The sequence below is a fragment of the Bradyrhizobium sp. TM233 genome (genome assembly GCF_036247965.1).
In the GTDB taxonomy this organism is placed as follows: domain Bacteria; phylum Pseudomonadota; class Alphaproteobacteria; order Rhizobiales; family Xanthobacteraceae; genus Bradyrhizobium; species Bradyrhizobium ottawaense.
In genome coordinates, this window is sequence record NZ_BTIG01000003.1 from 835,871 (window position 1) to 854,988 (window position 19,118).

The following is a 19,118-nucleotide window of genomic DNA, read 5'->3' on the forward strand; positions in this document are numbered from 1 at the left end:
GGGTATCTCCTCACCGCAGGATGCGGCTTGCGAGAACCCAGGGACCGATGACAAGGTTCCAAGATTTTGCCACTTTTTCCCGATCTTGCAGGACCGAATTTGGCCGAAGGGCCCGCGCGGCGTTCGCTAAGGTCGCGGCGTTGGCTGCGGCGGCGCAGCGGGTTGCTGCGAAGGTGCGGCGGGCGGCTTGGGCTGCTCCGCCGGCGCAACAGAATCTCCCCCGCCGTGTGGCACACAGGTGCCCACGTTGCTCAGCAGTCTTTTCGCCTCGAGATCGCGGGCCTTCCTGTAGTCGCTACGCCGGTCGATTCTTGCTGCGGCCACACGGTCCCAGGCATCGAACGCATCGGAGTAGTGCTGTCGCATTTGCGCTTCGGCGGACAGGCAGTCACTGAACTTGTCGAATACGAGATCGGTATTGACGGGGGCGACGCCACCCACGAGGACCACAAGCATCCATTTCATGGTGTCCGCCTACGTTCGCGCCCGCGCATCGGGAACGGTGTTATGTCGGCAAAGTTCCGGCCGGGTCACCAGCCGGTCGCGATGGAAAAAGGCCCCAGCTCGGGGGGCGATTGGGAGCTGGGGCCATGCGTGTCACCCTTTGGGAAGGGCACCAGAAAACTTGGCAAACGTGGGAATGTTCCTGCCCGATCTAATCGCGCGAGGAGTCGGGTTCGCGGCTCGTTCGTACGGTTGCGCGAGAAGAAGCGACCTATGCCGGAAGGCGTTGGGAGGTCAGCTAGGTGCCATAACCGCCCAAATATCAGCTTGTGCCCTAGCCTTTAGGCCAACATCTTCCACGACCAATAGACGCCTATCGCCATCTGGACTGCGAAAGCCGTGAAGCGCAGACTGACCGCGATAGGACCGCTCGAAAGGAGATGGATAATCGACTGCACGATTCGTGCGGCAAGAAACCAAGGCGCCAAGGGATCCGTAATCGCTGTTCTTGATGTCATGATCGCAATCGCCAATAGACCGCCAAAGATCGGCAGACCTTCGACGCAGTTGGCATGAGCACGGGCGAGGCGCTGCATAAACGGCGACAGTCCGGAATTGTCCGGCGTGAAGCCATTGGCTGCCACATCACCCGTCACCACAAGATAAGCTCGGATGCTTTCCATGAGCACCAGCAGCAAGAGCGCCCACGAGATGAAACCTGTCAGCGCGTAGCCGGTATTGGACACTTTTCCCCTCCCAGGTCATTCTTCCCTCTCTTTTACATTAGCTGAAAGCAGTGATCTCCGCTCTGGGTCAAAGGCTGCTCTTGGCAACTTGTCCGATGTGGTTCGGGTCACCTTTGGGAAGCAGACGCCGCGGCGGATTCGACTATGGCCCGCTACGGGCCAAGGGGCGACATAACATTGGTTTCGAAAGGCGCGCCGCCCGCTCCGGATCAATACACGCCAATCAGAACGGCCGACTCGCAAGCTCGTGATCCGCTCGGTCGATTGCATCACTCGCCCGGAGCGATCGCGTTGCTCGGCGTCGGTCGGTCGGTGATCTGCTGGCCGAACAGGCTGCCGATCAGCTCGACCGCCGCGCGCGCGGTCCGGCCGCGCTCGTCCAGGAACGGATTGAGCTCGACGATGTCGACCGATCCCACCACGCCGGAATCATGCAACAGCTCCATGATCAGGTGCGCCTCGCGATAGGTCGCTCCGCCCGGCACCGTGGTGCCGACGCCCGGCGCCACGCAGGGATCGAGGAAGTCGACGTCGAAGCTGACATGCAGCACGCCGTTGCTCGCCTTGACCCGCTCGATGACGCGCCGGATCAAGACGGCGACGCCGAACTCGTCGATCTGGCGCATGTCGACGACCCTGATCCGGCGCGCGCGCATCAATTCCTTCTCGAGCTTGTCGATTGAGCGCGCGCCGAACAAATCGAGCCTGTCAGGGGTGATCGAAGTGCGCGGATCGTCGCCGAGCAGGCCATCGAGGCCGGGCTCGCCACACAGGAACGCGGCCGACATGCCGTGCATGTTCGCAGTGAGCGTCGTCTGCGGTGTGTTGTAGTCGGCATGGGCATCGAGCCAGAGCACGAACAGCTCGCGTCCACGCTCCTGCCAATGACGCGCCATGGCATTGACCGAACCCATGGACAGCGTGTGATCGCCGCCGAGAAAGATCGGCAGCGCGCCGGTTTTCGCGATCTCATGGCCTCGTCGGCTCAGAACGCGCGTCCAGCGCTGGATCTCGCGGTAGTGATTGGCCCTTTCCGGCGGCCTGTCGGTGAGGTCCCCGACTTCGGCCACGGAAAGATCGCCGTAGTCGACGACCTCGAAATCCAGGCTTTCGAGCAGTGTCGCAAGGCCTGCGGTGCGCAGCGCCGCGGGGCCCATCAAGGTGCCGCGCTGCGAAGCCCCCATGTCGATGGGAGCGCCGAGCAAGGCGATGCGCCGGCCTCGATCCGTCACGGTCCGATCGGTCACGGCTGTCTCCTGACATCAGCAAGCCACCGCCAGCCTAACAGAGATTCGCACCCGTCGTTTCCCGGGGAAGGTCCGCCGTGGACGTCGTATCGTCCGGAACAAAATCCCGCGCGCTGAATTGCCCATCCAAGGCCGGCACCCGCCGTAAACCACGGCGCCTGTCGCGGATAGCCAAAGGTCATCAAGACCCGCTGTTCAGAACGAGCGCTCGCGCGGATAGCCAAAGGTGCCGGCCCATCGTCAGGTCTGGAGGTCGCGCACTTGAGCACGGAGATACCGCAATCCACCTCGCAACCCGGCATGGCCGAACGTGCCATCGATACCGCGGCGGACGTCTCCCGCACGGTGGGTGAAGTCGCCGGAGGCCTGCACTCGGCGGTCAACCGCCTGACCTCGACGATCGAGGAATCGCGCAGGCCCGGCGGGACTCTTGCTACCGTCGCGGCGATCACGCGCGAAGCACCGCTGGCCAGCCTGTTCGTCGCGTTCCTCTTTGGCGTCGCGGTCGCGCGGCGGCGATAGAGACGGAGCCCTGCTCAGGCAGCGCTGACCGCGTCGAGCTCGGCCGCCAGGAATTGCTTCTCGAATGCCTCGGCCGGCATCGGGCGGCCGAAGAAATAGCCCTGCCCTTCCGCGCATCCCATGCTGACCAGGAAGTCGGCAGTCGCGCGGTTCTCGATGCCTTCGGCCACGACCGTGAGGCCGAGCTGCTTGCTGAGGCCGATGGTCGAGCCGACGATCGCGGCATCGTCGGAATCGGCGAGCAGATCGAGCACGAACGAGCGGTCGATCTTGAGTCCGTCGAGCGGAAACTTCTTCAGATAGCTGAGGCTCGCATAACCGGTGCCGAAATCGTCGAACAGGACGCGCACCCCGAGCTCCTGAATTCGCTTGAACATGTCGAGCACGCGGCGCTCGTCGTGGATCAGGATGTCTTCGGTCACCTCGATTTCGAGCAGTGACGGGGTAAGCCCCGTCGCTTCGAGCAACGCCGCAACCGAATGCGCGAGATCGCCGGAGTGAAGCTGCGAAGGCGACAGGTTGATCGCGACGCGCACGCCGTTGCCGGACAGTTCCCAGTCGCGCGCCTGACGGCAGGCGGTCTCCATCACCCAGTTCGCGATCCGCTCTGACAGTGCCGAGGTGTTGACCACCGGCATGAACTCTCCGGGCGAGACATAGCCGCGCACCGGATGCCGCCAACGGATGAGCGCTTCGGCCCCGACAAGGCTGCCGTCGATCAGACGAACCTGGGGCTGGTAGAACAGTTCGAACTCGCCGCGATCCGCCGCAAGCGCCAACTCGCTCTCGAGCGTCAGCCGGTTCTCCAGCTCCTGCCTGATCGCAGCCTCGAAGATCACATGGCTGCCGCGCCGCGTCATTTTTGCCTTGCTCAACGCCAGATGAGCATTGCTGAGAAGTTCGTCGGCGCCCTGTCCGCCTTCGCCATGGACCGCGACGCCGATGCTGATCCTGACGCGATGCTGGCGCGTGCCCGTCGCGAGCGGCGTTTCGAATGCACGCGCGATCCGCTCTGCGAACTTCACGATCGGCTCACCGCCATCTGCGGCTTCGCGCACAATGGCGAATTCGTCTCCGCCGAGCCGGGCGACGATCGCCCGATCTCCGGCCTGCCCCTCCAGGCGAATGGCGACCGCCTGCAGCACCAGATCTCCCGCCGAATGCCCCAGCGTGTCGTTGATGCCCTGGAAGCCGTCGAGCCCGATGACGAGCAACGCGACTTCGCGAGGCCGTCGCCCTGCATTCGCAATCATGCCGGCCAGTCCGGCATGCAGCGTGTTGCGATTGGCAAGACCGGTCAGCGCGTCGTGTTCGGCAAGATATTTGACGCGTTCGGCTTCGCGCTTGCGGACCGAGATGTCGCGCAGGATCGCGCCGTACTGAAATCCGTCCGTTCCCTGCCAGCCCGAGAAGCTCGCCTCGACGGCGAAGGTTTCGCCATTCTTGCGCCGGCCCTCGAACTCAACGACGACCGCCCCGCCCGGGACCAGCAGCGCTTGGCGCGCGGCGTCATGCATGGACGGCCTTGCATCGCCGTCCATCGGCACCGCGCATAGCATTTCGAACGGACGGCCGATCATCTCGGCCGGCGCGTAGCCGAAGATCGCGCTCGCGCCGGGATTCCAGACCGTGATCCGGTGATCCTCGTCGGTGCACACGAGACCGTCGCCAAGCGACATCGCGATGCGGTGAAAGCGACTCTCGGCGATGCGTCCCAGGAGACTACGGAAATCGATCTCGTCCAGCGCAATCGCGGTCAGATAGGCGACGATCGCGATGTGGAATAGCGATGTGTCGATGACGAAGGGCCATCTTGCCTGCACGAGGGCCGCGACCAGCTCGATGGCAGCTCCGGAGGCGATCAGGACAGCGACGCGAATTCCCGGTGCGAAGCGGCGCCACGAAAACATCATCAGCAGGCAGATCACGCCCAGACCCAGGATCATGCCGATATCGGATGTCCAGCTCAGCATCCGGCTCTGGAGGATCGATTCTGCGGCCAGCGCCTGGAGGACCGGCCCCGAGACGAGCCTGCCGTTGGGAACGCTGAACCGGTCACCGAGCTCGAGCGCCGTGGCGCCGACGATGATCTTCTTGCCTCTCACCTTGTCGAGAGTCGCGGCATCGCCGCGCAGCGCGTCGACATAGGAGACGCTCGGAATGGAGGTGGCACGAATGCTGAAGTCGATCAGGAAGGGCCGCCGCCGGTTGGCGTCCTGCCCGGCCAGCACGACGGCCATCGACGGCGTCAAGGCATCGCCGAGCTTCTCGCCGAACGGATAGCGGCGAACGAGTCCGTCGGATTCGACCGCGACGTTGACGACGGCCGGCCACGACTGGTTGCTGAAACCCTTCAGCGGGCGATTGATGTGCGCCGCGCCACCATTCGGCGTCGGCTGCTTGAAGGACGGCAGGATCGTCGAGCCGCCGACATCGCGGAGGGCCTGGACGAAGGCCTCGTCGGAAGCCGGATCGGACGGCGTGCTGAAATCGACGTCGAAGGCGATGTCCCCCGCTCCCGCCGCCTCGAGCCTGCGCAACAGCTCCGCGTGCAGCCGGCGCGGCCACGGCCACACCCCGATCTGATCGATAGACGGTGCGTCGATGGCCACCACGACGACATTGCCGCTGGCCGCACGCGATTGCCAGCTGAACCGCAGATCAGTGAGCGCGTTGCGAAGCGCACCATGCCATCCCGTGGACAGCACGATCGCAAGCGCGATCACGACGAGAATATGCGGCCGATAACGTTTCACCCGATCCTCCCGCACACCCGCTTCAACGGATGCGCCCCCTCATCCCCTAGGAAACCGCCTCAGCGCCTGTTGTGGCCGTAGGCATTGCCATGGCCGTTGCCGCCGCCATTCCCATTGCCGTTGTTGCCCCTGCCGTTGCCGGTGGCACCATGGTTGCCGTTGCCGTTGTTCCCGCTATTTCCGTTGTTACCGTTGCCGGAATTGCCATTGCCGCCGGAGTTTCCGTTATTGGCGCCGGGGCTGTCGCTGGATGCACCGGCTGCCGCTGCCGCGATCGCCGCATTCGCAGCCGGCGCGCTGCTGCCGGCAGCTGCACCGCTCGTCGTGGCCGCAGTCTGGACCGAGCTGTTGGATTCCGGCGTATTGGTCTTGCCGTCACTCCAGACCGTCGCGGTGCCGGCGTGGGCGTTCGCGTTGCGCACCTGTCCGGGAGCAACCGCGCCGTGGGCGAGCCCATTCGTGACCTTGTGGACATTCAGCTTGACCTCGCCGAGCGAGCTCGAGATGCGCACGGCGCCGGCCTTGGAAACATGACCTCCAGCCACCTGATGCGATGGCTTCGGCACGCCAGCCGCCTTGGGCCCCTTGTCGATCGGACCGAGCGCATGGATCGCATGGCCGCTCGCGGCATTGCGCGGCGCCGACAGGCCCGATTTCGGGACGGGGACACGCTCGATCGTCGAGGCGCGCGGCTTGCCATGCTCGATCGGATTGAACGTCCCCGCACCGCTCAAGCTGAGACCAGGCTTGCCGTGCTCAAAGACGGTGGCCGCTTGTCCCGGCATGACCTGGGCGACCTGTCCCGTCTTGAAGTCGGAGACTTCGACCTGGCCGCGGAGCACGCCGACCTTGGTGCTATCGGCTCCCACCGTGACGCTGAACTGCGTTCCCTTGACCACGGCGGCGAGATAGGGCGTCTCGACCTCGAAATGCTTGACGTTGCGCTTCTCGACCTCGAGCAGGATCGATCCCGCCTGCTGGATGATGGTGGTCGAGAGCCCCTCCTTCTTCTCGGCCGGCAAGCCGACCACGGAGTTGGGAGAGATCAGAATGGTTTCCTCGCCGCGGACCAGCAGCACCCGGCCATTGCGTCCGGTGCGGATGGTATTGCCAGGCTTGAGCGTCTCTTCCTGGCTCAGCGACACCTGCTGCGCGCCGTCGGTCGCGACCCACACCTCACCGGTGGCCTTGCTGACCGACCAGACGCCATCCTCTGCGGCGAACGCAGCGGAAGCCGTTCCAAGGGTCAGCGCCACCACGAAGGCACACCGCATTCCAATTCTGCCGAGCATGACGATCCTCAGTCCGCGTTACAGCCGGAGCTGAGGGGTATCCGGAAATCACTCAAGAGAGGATTAGCGGGAAGCGGCGAGTGGAGTGGCAGCATTAACCAATCATTGACCATAAAAAACTATGAAAAATCATGCGGATAACGAACCCTTACCGCCCCATCGCAGAGTCTCCGTCAAACTACGGGGAAAGATTCGCGCCGTGCGTTGGGAAGCGGCATTTCATTACCGCGTTGGCAGTGCTGGTACCGATCTTTGCGGGAATTTCCCAGGTGTTCGCACAACAGGCGAACCAGCCGGGTTTCGATCCGCGCCAGCCCGAGAAATACTTTGACAACCAAACCGAGCGGGAATCGCTGAGCCGGCCTCCGGTCCGGCTTCCGAGCGTCGGGCAGCCCAACACCGGCGGCGATACCAAACCGAAATTCGTGCTGCGCGGCGTCAACGTCAGCGGCGCACACGCGCTATCCCAAGACCGGATCGCCGCGATCTATCAGCCCTATCTCGGCAAGCACGTCTCGCAGGCGGATCTCGCCGCGATCGCCGGCGCGATCAGCGATCTCTACCGCGCCGAGGGGTTCCATCTGAGCCGGGCCATCGTGCCGCCGCAGGACATTGCCGACGGCCGGGTACGGATCCAGGTGATCGAAGGCGCCATCGTGCAGGTCGAGCTGAAAGGCGACGGCGCCGAGCAGTTCGGCGTGAGGCCGATGCTCGGGCCGGTTCTGGCCGAGCAGCCGTCGCGCCTCCCGACGCTCGAACGTCAGCTCTTCCTCATCAACGGCAGGCCGGGCGTCCGGATCACCGATACCGCGCTTGAGGAGATCGGTGGTGCGACCGGCCGCTTCCGTCTCACAGTCGTTTTGAAGACCTGGCACGTCTTTTCCTCGTTCGGTCTGGACAATCTCGGATCATCTTCCGTTGGCCCGTGGCAGAGCTACGCCACCGGCGCATTCAACTCCTATCTCACGCCTGGCGACACGCTGGCAGTCAACCTGTCGACGATTGCCAACGATCCTCGCGAGCTCGGCTTTGCGCGGCTGTCCTATGACACGCCCGTCGGCGTCGACGGCGTGCGCCTCGGCGCTTCCGTCCTGTACAGCGCAGTTCGGCCGGGCGATGCCCGCCGCCTCGACAGCGACATCACCACGACCGAGGCGTTCGAGCTGCGCGCCAGCATCGTCCCGCTGCAATCTCAATCCTCCACGCTCACGCTGACTGCGGCGACGACCTTCAGCAATGTGTCCGAGCACGACCTCTACGGTCCCTGGTACAACGACCATATCAGGACCGCGAGCCTGACCGCCGACTACCGGCTGCAGGATCGCTACGGCGGCACCAATCTTGCGACGCTGACCTTTCGCCAGGGCCTCGACATCTTCGGCGCCTCGCATTTCGAGGACGACCTGTTGTCGCGCGACGGCGCATCCTCGAACTTCTCGGTGCTGAACCTCTGGTTCACGCGCTACCAGACGCTCAACGACGCCTGGTCGCTCAAGCTCTCCGCGGCGAGCCAGACGGCGTCACGGCCGCTGTTCATCTCGCAGCAATTCTATCTCGGCGGCGCGGCCTTCGGCCGGGGCTATGGCGCAGCCGAGATCAGCGGCGACAACGGCCTTGCCGGCTCGCTCGAACTGCGCTTCGACCAGAAGCTCAATTTCCGCTACTGGACCGGCTATCAGCTCTACGCCTTTGGCGACGCCGGCGCAGTCTGGAACGACGGTCACCGCCTGAGCGACGGCCTGTCGCTCACATCGGCCGGAGCCGGTGTGCGCTTTTTCCTGCCAGAAGATCTCCAGGCCGATCTCGGCGTGGCCGTGCCTCTGAGCTACCGGGCACCGGACAACGAGCGCCGCAGCCCCCGCTTCCTGTTCACCCTGTCGAGCGCGTTCCGGCTCTGCCCCGAACGCGGCAAATCCGGCTGTCTCTAGCCCCCCGTCGTTCGCGCGGTGGGCTTGGCATTGGCCCTTCTTGCGGCCTTGCTCACAGACTTGCCTAAATTTAATCCCGTAACCTGCTCACGGTCGCTCGATCCGGGAGTTCCCAATGACCATGTTCAGCCAAACGTGATTTGAGAGGAGACCATGACGAGGGTGTTTGCAATCCTGGCGTTTCTCTGTGTCCTCGGCGTCGGGGAATATCTGGTCGTCAGCCGGTTCGCGATCCGCCACGAGACTTTGGCCCTGTACGACGCCGCGCGGCAGCGGCCGATCTCGGTCGAGGTGGCGGTGCGGCGCGACTACGAGACCAAGGCCAATCTCGGCCTCTGGAAACTCCCGCTCGCCGTCATCAGCAACGGCAACACCGTCAAGGCGAGCGAATATTCGTTCCTCGCCAACGTGCTCGCCGCGCGCGGCTATCTGGTTGCCAGCATCCAGCAGGACCTGCCGAGCGATCCGCCGTTGATGACCCATGTCGGTCAGCAATATGTCGGCCGGCGTGACGTCTACATCCGCTGCGAAGCCAACATTCTATTCGTGCTGGACAAGCTGAAGAAGCAGCAGGAGAACGTCGATTACGACCACATCACCCTCGTCGGCCACTCCAACGGCGGCGATGTCTCCATGTATGTCGCCCATCAGCACCCGGAGCTGGTGTCGAAGGTGATCACGCTGGACAATCTGCGGGTGCCCTTCGTGGTCAGCGACGGCATGAAGATCCTGTCGTTCCGGTCGAAGGACCCGCATTTCGTGACTGATCCCGGCGTGCTGCCGACGCCGGAAGAGGCCAAGGCACGCGGTATCGACATCGTCCACACCGGCGCGCAGCACACGGAAATGAGCGATCGGGGTCCCAACTCGGTCAAGGAGAAGATCCAGGAGACGCTCGACCGCTTCCTGCGTGACAGCGCCAGCAGCGCGCTCGCGCCGGCTGATACGAAAAGCCCGATGATCATGAATCCGGGCGACTATTAGCCGGGAGGGCTTTGCGGCAGATCAAGGCGGCCCCGAGGCGCAAGGATAGAAATACCGTATGGCCTCGGAGAGATACGTGTCGCACTATATCGAAAGTCTTGATACGAAGGGTCTCGATACGAGAAGTCTCGTTACGAAAGATCTTGGCCTGCCCGCGGCGAGGATGCCGGCTTTCGTACGGCATCTCTATCGTTCGGTCCGCAAACTGCTGCGGTCGATCATCGCCCGCATCGATCTCTCGCAATTTCCGGGTTCGTGCTGCGGATAAGCATGGCGGCCGCCAATCAACGCATGAAGGTTACCCTATGCACCAGCATTTGAGACGAATTTGCCTGCTGCTTGCCGTAACCGCGAGCTTCGGCACATCGTCCGCTCTCGCAGCCGATGCCGGTCACGGTGCCGACCTCGCCAAGCGCTGGTGCGCAAGCTGCCATGTCGTCGCGAACGGCCAGACTCAGGCGAGCGCCGACGTCCCCTCCTTCGTCTCGGTTGCGCGCAGGCCGGACTTCAGTCCGGAGAGGCTCGCCTTCTTCCTGCTTGATCCGCATCCGAAGATGCCGAATTTTCCCCTGAGCCGAACCGAAGCCGGCGACATCGCGGCCTACATCGCAACGCTGCGCTAGTGGCGCGCCGAGCACGACGCTCGCCACACATGCAAATCCCTGCCGGAGGACCGGCAGGGACAGCAGAAGGGACGACGGACGGCGAATGTGGTCCGTCATGGATCTGAGCCAGCATCGAAGTTCCGATCGCCACGCCGCGCGAGTTCAATGAGTGGGCACGCTGCGCGCGCAGAAAATCAGGACTTCCCCTTGCCCGATTGCATGAGACTGCCGGTCATCTGGCGCATGTGATCTCCGGCGCTGGTGAACTGGCTGCGCAGGAAATCCGACTGGATTCGCATCGCTTCCTGCAGGTCGGTGGCATGAACCAGCTTGCGCGCATGCTCGAAGGCTGACTTCATGTTCTGCTCAGTGAAAACCAGGGCCTGCTTCGACACCTCCGTCCCCGGTCCTGGAACGGACGACATCGATTTGGTGGCGGCGTCGAAAAACATACCGAATGCCTTCTCCGCCTGATCAATTGTCTTCTCGGCCAGGTCGCGCAGTTCGGCCGGAACTTCGAGCTTCGGTTCGATCATGGTCGCACTCCTCCCGTTTTCCCCATTGAATACCACACTTGCCGGATCGCCTTCCAGCGGCCAGCCGCGTGGAAACGTCGCCGGCGGTCCGGCTCCGGCGGGAAAACGAACGGGAAAACGAAAGAAACGGCGTAAGGCCGGCGCTCGGCCGGGCTCAGGACAAAGGGTGCTCGGGAAGAGCTTCTTCGGTGGCGAGGTCTTCGACCAGCTTGATGACCTCGAAACGCTGTCGAGGCGCGAGCTTCAGGAACGCGCGGAGCAGGCGCAGGCTTTCGACCGTGCCACTTGCGGGCGCGCCGAGCTTGAGGTGCAGTTCAGCCGCGAAATTGAGGTTTTTCATCTCGCACCTATGACAAGCATCGGCTTCGTGCCCCGCTCAAGAACCGAACGCCATAACAAGACGCCATAACAGGACCTATGGCGACGAACTCTCGGCCGGGTGGCCCCGGCGGGTTGGCACGCCGAACGGCATGTCCAAACGACTGGCTCAACCAGATGGTTGCAATTATGCCAAGGAACAACCCGTCCGGCAAGCCCGACAGTGGCTGTAGCGATGCTTCGTCTGCATCGCACCACGGCAATTCCGGATAACAGGAATATCGACCGCCGTCACCCACCTGCGTCAAGAAGCGGCATCAATCACGCACACAGCTCCGATCGCCGTCAATCGGCACAACGTTTCTGCTTGTTTCCGATATGGCCGGACGTCGGGCTGCGAATGAGCGCTTCCCAGCGCCTACACGTATTTGTTGAGTCCGGCCTCGGCGGTTGTATCAGCGACGAAATGAAGATCGATCCCGCAACCGACCTCCCGGCGTCCCGATCCCGGCGCGGCTGTCGCCTCGGGATTCATCGGTCCCGATATGTTTCCGCCCGTGAACCGTTGTCCATGAACGAGCGACCAAGCGGTTGCGGCACGGCCACGCAGACAACGGGCGCCATGGCTGAAAACTCTCGATTCGGGCGCGCCTCAGCACCAAAGGACGACGGCATGCTTTCTCGCTGCGATCTCATCAAGGGCGCCGCGGTCGCGCTTTTCACCCTCTCGATACAAGGCGCATGGGCGCAGGAAACCAAGATGAACCTGTTCAAGATCGTCACCATCAAGGACGAAATCGTCGTCGGGTTGTCGGCAGAGGAGCTTCAGGCGCTCGGCGGCAATGATGCGAGCGCGGTTGCGCACGCGCTGGCGCAGAAGGGTGATCTCACGGTCTGGCAATACAACGTGCATCGCGGCCCCAACGGCGAATTGCAGCAGGCGCCGACCGCCAGGATCGGTCTTTTGGCCAACGCCTCGCTCCGCGTCGAGCCCTATACGACGCCCTACCAGATCGTACCGCATCCGTGAGCGGCAGACTGGCACGCCCGCGGCTAAACCGCAGGCGTGCCATCGTCATCTGCGCCGTCCTGCCTGCTGTTTCCCCGTTTCCGTCGCAAAGCCGTAGAGCAGCGCCAGCCGGTCCAGGCACTCGCGAAAGCGCCGCGCGAAATAGTCGTTCCAGCGCTGGGTGCGGACGGCACGACGCTGCCCGATCTGATCCATGGTCAGGCCCAGCACCAGCACATCGTGCACCAGCGCCGCGCCGTCGGTCCCGAGTTCGCGCTCGACCTGGTTCAGCCGCAGCACCGCCTGGCGCTGGCTCTCGGTCACCGGCTCGCGCGTGCGCGCGCCATCGACATATTCGCGGGTCGGGTCCATCGCCTGCGGGCCCCGCTCCGCTCTCTCCCAATCGTTCTGGAAGGCGCGCCCGCCGAGATATTGCGCCTCGTCGATCTGGTGGTGTGCGTGCAGCCGTCCCAGCGGATCACCCCGGATCGACCGGATCGCCACGATCTTCTCGCCAGCATCGAGCGCCAGCGGATTGTCGACCTCGACCTCCGCCACTTCGGCATTGAACGGCACGTCGCGGGACCGCCGGTCGTAGATCTGCGCCAGCTTGTAGGACTTGTTGCGTCGGGCACGAGCCACTTGGATACTCCTTGCGACATTGACGATGGAACGGGTGAGGGTTCAGGCCGCGAAGACCAGCTTCAGCACGACGGGACCGGGGACACGGGCGGACGCAGCCCCGGAGCGACGCGTCAGGCCCGCATGCGGCGCGCAATAGCTGGAGCCCGGCTGGCGCGGATGGCCGCAGAAGGCGATCTCCTCCCCGTCCTTGTCGCCGCCATAGGGATAGCGGCAGTCGGCCGGATCGAGTTCGACCAGTTGGATCAGGCGCGGCTGAACGCCGACGCAGCGCAACTTCACCTGCACTGCAGGCTTCATTGCGGACTTCGGCGGCACGTTCAGGTTCGGTAGCACCGCGCGGCGCGGCGAAGCCGGAAGCTCACCCGGCAAATAGGGCGCGACCGATGGGCTCGCGATCCATTCCGGTACGACAAGCCCGAGCCGCTTGGCGCGTCCGATCACCGCATTGCGCGTGTAAGCCGTTCCAAATCTTGCGTTAATCTGCCTTCCGATCTCCGCATAAGACATGCCTTTGAGAAAATAGTCGCGAAGCGCGTCGGAGTGCTCCGACGGCCAATGGCCCGGTTCCATGCTGCTGTCCTGTGATGCGCCTCCTCCGATCGCACGATCGTGGAGCGAAACAGACATTCCGGTATTCCGAAGGTCAAGTCAAGCGAATAATTCTGATATTCATAATTGCAATAATTCCGAATTTCGGATTACAAGAGCAGACGATGGGTAATCGAGGGAATCACCATGTTGGACGTTGCAATGATCGAGCGGGGCCTGGAAAAGACGGGCAAGAGCAAGGGCGGCCTGGCGGCGGCCATGGGCGTGCGGCCCGGCGCGGTCTCGGAGATCCTCGGCGGCGAACGCCTGGTGAAGGCCTCGGAAATCATTCCGATCATGGAATATCTCGAGCTCAATCTCGCGCCGATCATGGGCCGCGTCGGCGCCGGCGCCGTGATCGAGCCGGATTACGAGCAGGTCCCCCCGGAGGGTCTCGGCGACATCGCCCTGCCCTTCCCGATCATGGAAGAGACCGTCGCCTTCGAGATCGTGGGTGATTCGATGCTGCCCAAATACGAGAGCGGCGACGTGATCGTGGTCTACAAGGACCAGCGCCATCCGCTGTCCAGCTTCTACGGCGAAGAGGCCGTAGTCCGGCTCAAGAGCGGCGAGCGCTATTTGAAGACGATCGAGCGGGGAAAAAGCCCCTCCGTCGTCAACCTCACCAGCTTCAACGCCAAGCCGATCGTCGGCGTGAAGCTCGAGTGGGTGGGTGAGATCTGCCTGTCCATGCCCAAGGGCCAGCTCGAGCGGCTGCGCGCCAAGTCGGCGCGCCCCCGCAAGAAGGGCAAGTAAGGCCTCACACGGCCAGCGGTTTCGCTTTTTTAGAAATCGAGCTTGACTCGATTCCGTTTTTCGGAAATACTCTGCCGCGCCCCCGCAACGGGAGCGCGGCAGAGTCGTTTTGATGCAATATTTCGTCGTGATGATCGACTATGGACGGCGGGGCCGCGAGGCGGTCGTCGACCCCGAAGTCACAAGGCGCGAGGTCGTCTCCCGCGTCGCCTCGGGCGAATACCAGAATGTCTCGTTCATCCACGAGATCTCCGGGAGTTCGCTCGAGGACGTCACCGAGGCCATCCTGACCGAGGCCGCCCTGCCCCGGATCCCGCCCGAGGATATCGACCTCCAGGCAATTCACCTCGATCACGCCCGCGATCTGCGCAAGCACGAACGGACGTGACGCAGGCCCGGACGTTACACCAGAAGGACGGTCGATCCCGTGGTCTTGCGTGCAGCGAGATCGGCATGCGCCTTGGCGGCGTCCTTCAACGGATAGGTCTGGTGCACCTCGATCTTGACCGCGCCGGACTTGACGACGTCGAACAGCTCGTTCGCCATCGCGACCAGATTTTCGCGCTTGGCGGCGTAGGTGAACAGCGTCGGACGGGTGACGTAGAGCGAGCCCTTTTGCGCGAGCAGGCCGAGATTGAGCGGCTCGACCGCGCCGGAGGACTGGCCGAACAGCGCGGCGACGCCGAGCGGCGCGAGGCAATCCAGCGACTTCAGGAACGTGTCCTTGCCGACGGAGTCATAGACCACGGGGACCTTCTTGCCGCCCGTGATCTCGTCGACCCGCTTCACGAAATCCTCGCGGGTGTAGATGATGACGTGATCGCAGCCATGCGCCTTGGCGAGCTTGGCCTTCTCGTCGTTGCTGACGGTGCCGATCACGGTCGCGCCGAGATGCTTGGCCCACTGGCCCAGGATCAGACCGACGCCGCCGGCCGCGGCATGCAGCAGGATGGTATCGCCGGCCTTCACCCGATAGGTCTGCCGGATCAGATATTGCGTGGTGAGACCCTTCAGCATCATCGCCGCTGCGGTCCTGTCGTCGACGCCGTCCGGCAGCTTCAGCAAGCGGTCCGCGGGGATCAGCCGCGCCTCGGAATAGGCGCCGAGCGGCGAGGCGCCATAAGCGACACGATCGCCCGGCTTCAGATCGGTGACACCGGGCCCGACCTCCTCGACCACGCCTGCTGCCTCGCTGCCGAGCCCGCTCGGCAGTTGCGCCGGATACAGGCCGGAACGGTTGTAGATGTCGACGAAATTGAGGCCGACGGCGGTGTGGCGGATGCGCGCTTCGCCCGCCCCGGGCTTGCCGACGCTGACCTCCTCCCAGACCAGGACTTCCGGACCGCCGGCCTTGTGAAAACGAATGGCATGCGTCATGGGCGTTGCTCCCTTATCGTTGGTTGAGGATCCAAAAAACCGGATGGGCCGCAGAAATAGGCATTCGGTCCGCCCGTTACAGTACAGACACGTAACAAGAATGTCACAGCGAGCGACAAACGTCCGCCGTTCCATCTCCGTTCGATAGAGTTGATGATGCGCCTGGAGCGACCGGCAGTAGCTTCTGCGCGGGGTTTGGTTGTCGCCTGCGAAGGAGAGCCGAGATGCCAGCTTATGTACAGCATCATCAGGACATCGAGATCGCGCCTGTGAATTGCCCGACATGCATGGGGTTCCTGCCGATGTATGTGCGCGAGGTCGAACCGCATTGGAGCCTTGCCAAGATCGACTTTGTCTATGAATGCGCCGATTGCGGCGCCGAGGTCAGACAGACGATCCGCAAGCCGGAGCTGCTGCGGCACTGATCGCGCGAACGGCGAGCCGCGCGAATATCCGCGCCGACACCTATTTGCGTCGAACGGAAAAAGCGCCGTCCGTGCGGGTCTGATGCCTCCCAAACGAGGCTTGTTCTTTGCCGGGAACGCAGGCAGAACAAGCCCCAAGCAAGACCTTTGGGAGCGCCCTTTCGTGGCTGATCAGAAGGCCTCGACAGCGATCGAGGCAGTGGAGAGCGGCCTCGCCGCGCAGGGCTATATCGCGAGCCGGCAGATCGCGACCGCCGTCTATTTGTCGCAACAGATCGAGAAGCCGATCCTGGTCGAGGGCCCCGCGGGCGTCGGCAAGACCGAGCTTGCCAAGGCGATCGCGGCCTGGCGCGGCATGAAGATGATCCGCCTGCAGTGCTACGAGGGTCTCGACGAGGCCAAGGCGCTCTACGAGTGGAAATACGCCAAGCAGCTTCTCTACACGCAGATCCTCAAGGACAAGCTCGGCGAAGTCCTTGGCGGGGCGCAGACGCTGCATGCCGCGCTCGACCAGCTCCACGATTTCGGCGACGTGTTCTTCTCCAAGGAATTCGTCGAGCCGCGCCCCCTGCTCCAGGCGCTGGAGCAGCCGGGCGGCTGCGTGCTCCTGATCGACGAGATCGACAAGTCGGACGCCGAATTCGAATCGCTGCTGCTGGAGATCCTGTCCGATTTCCAGGTCACGATCCCCGAGCTCGGCACCGTTTCGGCAATCACGCCGCCGACCGTGATCCTCACCTCCAACAGCGAGCGTGACCTCGGCGACGCCCTGAAGCGCCGCTGCCTGCATCTGCATATCGGCTTCCCCGAGCAGCGGCTCGAGGAGCGCATCGTCGAAAGCCGGGTCCCCGGCATCTCGCAGGCGCTGCGCCGGCAGATGGTCGGCTTCATCCACGAGATCCGTTCGCTCGATCTGAAGAAGCTGCCCTCGGTCAGCGAGACCATCGACTGGGCGCGCGTGCTGGTGCTGCTCCAGGCCACGGAGCTCGACACCGAAATCGTCAAGGACACGCTCAACGTGCTCCTGAAATACGAGGCTGACATCGAGGCCGCATCGCCGCAGGTGACGACGTTCATTGCCAAGGCGGCACGGTCCAACGTCTTCGGTTGACGCCGATGCGCGAGAACCTCCATCGATTCTTTCGGGCAGCACGCGGCGTCGGCGTCCACGTTTCGCCTGCCGAAAGCATCGATGCAATGCGCGCGGTCGCGCAGGTCGGCATCTCCGACCGCGCGGTCCTGCGCGATGCCCTGCTCCTGACGCTTGCCAAATCGCAGGACGAGAAGCTCGCGCTCGGCGACTGCTTTGATCTGTTCTTCAGCCAGCCTGAGCCGCGGCAGGATCAGACCGAAGCCAACAGCGAGGAGACCGCCTCGCAGGATTCGGAGCAGTCGCCCTCCTCCGGCTCGGCCAGCGAAGCGGGCGAGGGACAGCCTCCCGAGGGTGTGGGCCCGCTCGCGCAGATGCTGCTGTCGCAGGACCGCAACGCGATCGCCGCCGCCATCGCCAGCGCGTCCGGTGCCGCCTCCCTGTCGGACATTCGCTACTCCACCCAGCGCGGCATCTTTTCCAGCCGCATCCTCGACGCCATGGGTCTCCAGCGCCTGCGCGACGATCTCGACGCGCTGACCGCGAGCAACCCGGCGCTGGCCGAGCGTCTGCGCGCCGCGCTCGATGCCTTGCGTGAAGCCGTGCGCGACACCGTCTCGCAGGGGCTTGCGCTCTACGCGCGCGAGGAGGCCGAAAATCTCCGCAACGAGATTTTGCGCAACGCACCGCTCGCCCGCATCGAGCGGCGCCAGATCGCCGAGATGCGCGCCCTCATCCGCCAGATCGCGCGCCGCCTGCGCGAGCGCTACTCCAAACCCCGCAAGCGCCAGCGCCGCGGCCATCTCGACGTCCGCCGCACACTGCGCCGCAATGCGGCCTGGGGCGGCGTGCCTTTCCTGACCGCATGGAAGCGCAAGCATCGCGACCGGCCGAAGATCGTGGCGCTATGCGACGTCTCCGGCTCGGTCGCGCAAGTCTCCGATTTCTTCCTGCTCCTGATCCACTCGCTGCACGAGGTGGTCGACGACGTCCGCTCTTTTGCCTTCTCCTCGCACATGATCGAGGTCAGCGAGATCCTGGAAAAGAAATCGCCGGAAGAGGCGATGGCCGAGATCATGTCAAAGGTCGGCTTCGGCTCGTCCGATTACGGTTCTTCGCTGGTCGATTTCGAGAAGGACTTCATGAGCACGCTGACGCCGCGGACCACGGTGATCGTGCTCGGCGATGCCCGCAGCAACAACCTCGACCCGCGTGCCGACATCCTGCGCCGCATCTCCGAACGCTCAAAGCGGTTGGTCTGGCTCAATCCCGAAGGACGGCTCGCCTGGGGCTTTGGCGATTCCGAGATGCCGCGCTACGCGACCTTTTGTACGGTCGTGCGCCAATGCGCCACCGCGCAGCAGCTCGAGCGCGCGGTGTCCGACATCGTGGCAACTTATCAATAGGTCTTCCACGCGCGGCCAGCGTCAGTTTCGCGCAAGCTCCGCCTGACCGATGTTGCACTCCCGGAAGTGATAGGCAATTTCGTCGAGCGCGCGCTGCTCCCATTCCTGGGCTTGCGCGAGCCAGAAAACCCGACGCTCGAAATCGAGCGCGGCACGCTCCCGGCACAGGGATTCCTGACTGCGAATTTCGACCAGCCTGCTCATGCACTCCACTCCTGCCGCGTGAAGTCATTTCCCGGGAATCACCGTAACAGAGTCCTCAACCTTTCGCCTCACGATTTCTGTGCATATTGCGACGCAGAATGGGACAGCAGCGCTTCCCGTGCACCGCGGAAACTTGCAGTGCAGCATCAATCCAAGATCATCAATATGTGATCGAAACTCGGGACGATGTTCGCGGTCGAACGATCTTTACTCTTGTGGCGCAATGAAGTGCGGCAATTC

At 63.7% G+C, this 19,118-nt stretch carries 21 protein-coding genes; 10 read left to right on the plus strand and 11 right to left on the minus strand.

Translation table 11 applies throughout. From position 1 onward, the window contains the following. Positions 1–126: 126 nt before the first annotated feature. The 3 genes from AABA86_RS10945 to rocF form a co-directional block, all read right to left on the minus strand. A complete protein-coding gene (locus AABA86_RS10945) occupies positions 127–465 on the minus strand; it encodes a hypothetical protein (protein ID WP_212250265.1) in 339 nt (112 codons plus the stop codon). Between the two features lie 320 nt (positions 466–785). Next, positions 786–1,190, minus strand: coding sequence for an MAPEG family protein (locus AABA86_RS10950; protein ID WP_338306702.1), 405 nt, complete (start codon positions 1,188–1,190; stop codon positions 786–788). 269 nt (positions 1,191–1,459) lie between these two features. Then, entirely contained in the window at positions 1,460–2,437 is a 978-nt protein-coding gene (gene rocF, locus AABA86_RS10955; RefSeq protein ID WP_212250267.1) for an arginase, read from the minus strand. Positions 2,438–2,698: 261 nt separating this feature from the next. Between rocF and AABA86_RS10960 the strand changes: the two genes are divergently transcribed. Beyond that, complete coding sequence (locus tag AABA86_RS10960) at positions 2,699–2,959, plus strand: hypothetical protein (RefSeq protein WP_338306703.1); 261 nt, start codon at positions 2,699–2,701, stop codon at positions 2,957–2,959. Between the two features lie 14 nt (positions 2,960–2,973). On the opposite strand, the gene AABA86_RS10965 is transcribed toward AABA86_RS10960, so the two are convergent. Further along, entirely contained in the window at positions 2,974–5,715 is a 2,742-nt protein-coding gene (locus AABA86_RS10965; protein WP_338306704.1) for an EAL domain-containing protein, read from the minus strand. A 59-nt stretch (positions 5,716–5,774) separates the two neighbouring features. Further along, complete coding sequence (locus tag AABA86_RS10970; protein ID WP_338306705.1) at positions 5,775–7,007, minus strand: FecR family protein; 1,233 nt, start codon at positions 7,005–7,007, stop codon at positions 5,775–5,777. Positions 7,008–7,138: 131 nt separating this feature from the next. Here AABA86_RS10970 and AABA86_RS10975 point away from each other — a divergent pair, with 131 nt between their 5' ends. The 3 genes from AABA86_RS10975 (at position 7,139) to AABA86_RS10985 (ending at position 10,542) form a co-directional block, all read left to right on the plus strand. Further along, a complete protein-coding gene (locus tag AABA86_RS10975) occupies positions 7,139–8,935 on the plus strand; it encodes a ShlB/FhaC/HecB family hemolysin secretion/activation protein (protein ID WP_338306706.1) in 1,797 nt (598 codons plus the stop codon). A gap of 153 nt (positions 8,936–9,088) precedes the next feature. After that, positions 9,089–9,919: an alpha/beta fold hydrolase gene (locus AABA86_RS10980; protein WP_338306707.1), complete on the plus strand. Its 831-nt coding sequence runs from the start codon at positions 9,089–9,091 to the stop codon at positions 9,917–9,919. Positions 9,920–10,224: 305 nt separating this feature from the next. After that, on the plus strand, positions 10,225–10,542 hold the full coding sequence (locus AABA86_RS10985; protein ID WP_212250279.1) for a c-type cytochrome: 318 nt from the start codon (positions 10,225–10,227) through the stop codon (positions 10,540–10,542). A 176-nt stretch (positions 10,543–10,718) separates the two neighbouring features. On the opposite strand, the gene AABA86_RS10990 is transcribed toward AABA86_RS10985, so the two are convergent. Both AABA86_RS10990 and AABA86_RS10995 read right to left on the minus strand, forming a co-directional pair. After that, entirely contained in the window at positions 10,719–11,060 is a 342-nt protein-coding gene (locus AABA86_RS10990; protein ID WP_018319170.1) for a phasin, read from the minus strand. 154 nt (positions 11,061–11,214) lie between these two features. Continuing rightward, positions 11,215–11,400 carry a hypothetical protein gene (locus AABA86_RS10995; RefSeq protein WP_007601490.1) on the minus strand — a complete coding sequence of 62 codons (186 nt, stop codon included), beginning with the start codon at positions 11,398–11,400 and terminating at the stop codon, positions 11,215–11,217. 651 nt (positions 11,401–12,051) lie between these two features. Between AABA86_RS10995 and AABA86_RS11000 the strand changes: the two genes are divergently transcribed. Next, positions 12,052–12,408, plus strand: a complete 357-nt coding sequence (locus tag AABA86_RS11000; RefSeq protein ID WP_027545886.1) for a hypothetical protein — start codon at positions 12,052–12,054, stop codon at positions 12,406–12,408. A 45-nt stretch (positions 12,409–12,453) separates the two neighbouring features. On the opposite strand, the gene AABA86_RS11005 is transcribed toward AABA86_RS11000, so the two are convergent. Both AABA86_RS11005 and AABA86_RS11010 read right to left on the minus strand, forming a co-directional pair. Beyond that, positions 12,454–13,029, minus strand: coding sequence for a hypothetical protein (locus AABA86_RS11005; protein ID WP_338306708.1), 576 nt, complete (start codon positions 13,027–13,029; stop codon positions 12,454–12,456). A gap of 42 nt (positions 13,030–13,071) precedes the next feature. Beyond that, positions 13,072–13,602 (minus strand): GcrA family cell cycle regulator, encoded by a 531-nt coding sequence (locus tag AABA86_RS11010; protein ID WP_338306709.1) that lies wholly within the window; start codon positions 13,600–13,602, stop codon positions 13,072–13,074. 165 nt (positions 13,603–13,767) lie between these two features. Between AABA86_RS11010 and AABA86_RS11015 the strand changes: the two genes are divergently transcribed. Together AABA86_RS11015 and AABA86_RS11020 are read left to right on the plus strand one after the other, a co-directional pair. Beyond that, the gene (locus tag AABA86_RS11015; protein WP_212250285.1) at positions 13,768–14,376 is read left to right on the plus strand and encodes a S24 family peptidase; all 609 of its coding nucleotides are present in this window, start codon (positions 13,768–13,770) and stop codon (positions 14,374–14,376) included. A 112-nt stretch (positions 14,377–14,488) separates the two neighbouring features. After that, positions 14,489–14,764, plus strand: a complete 276-nt coding sequence (locus AABA86_RS11020) for a hypothetical protein (RefSeq protein ID WP_338306710.1) — start codon at positions 14,489–14,491, stop codon at positions 14,762–14,764. 14 nt (positions 14,765–14,778) lie between these two features. Here AABA86_RS11020 and AABA86_RS11025 read toward each other — a convergent pair whose 3' ends face one another. After that, positions 14,779–15,753, minus strand: a complete 975-nt coding sequence (locus AABA86_RS11025; protein WP_212250289.1) for a quinone oxidoreductase family protein — start codon at positions 15,751–15,753, stop codon at positions 14,779–14,781. A 224-nt stretch (positions 15,754–15,977) separates the two neighbouring features. On the opposite strand from AABA86_RS11025, the gene AABA86_RS11030 reads away from it, so the two are divergent. The 3 genes from AABA86_RS11030 to AABA86_RS11040 all read left to right on the plus strand — a co-directional run bounded on the left by AABA86_RS11030 (position 15,978) and on the right by AABA86_RS11040 (position 18,674). Then, a complete protein-coding gene (locus tag AABA86_RS11030; RefSeq protein WP_018319162.1) occupies positions 15,978–16,178 on the plus strand; it encodes a hypothetical protein in 201 nt (66 codons plus the stop codon). A gap of 163 nt (positions 16,179–16,341) precedes the next feature. Beyond that, positions 16,342–17,289 carry an AAA family ATPase gene (locus AABA86_RS11035; protein ID WP_212250291.1) on the plus strand — a complete coding sequence of 316 codons (948 nt, stop codon included), beginning with the start codon at positions 16,342–16,344 and terminating at the stop codon, positions 17,287–17,289. Positions 17,290–17,294: 5 nt separating this feature from the next. Further along, the gene (locus tag AABA86_RS11040) at positions 17,295–18,674 is read left to right on the plus strand and encodes a vWA domain-containing protein (protein WP_212250293.1); all 1,380 of its coding nucleotides are present in this window, start codon (positions 17,295–17,297) and stop codon (positions 18,672–18,674) included. Between the two features lie 21 nt (positions 18,675–18,695). Here AABA86_RS11040 and AABA86_RS11045 read toward each other — a convergent pair whose 3' ends face one another. After that, on the minus strand, positions 18,696–18,878 hold the full coding sequence (locus AABA86_RS11045) for a hypothetical protein (protein ID WP_338306711.1): 183 nt from the start codon (positions 18,876–18,878) through the stop codon (positions 18,696–18,698). Positions 18,879–19,118: the final 240 nt, after the last annotated feature.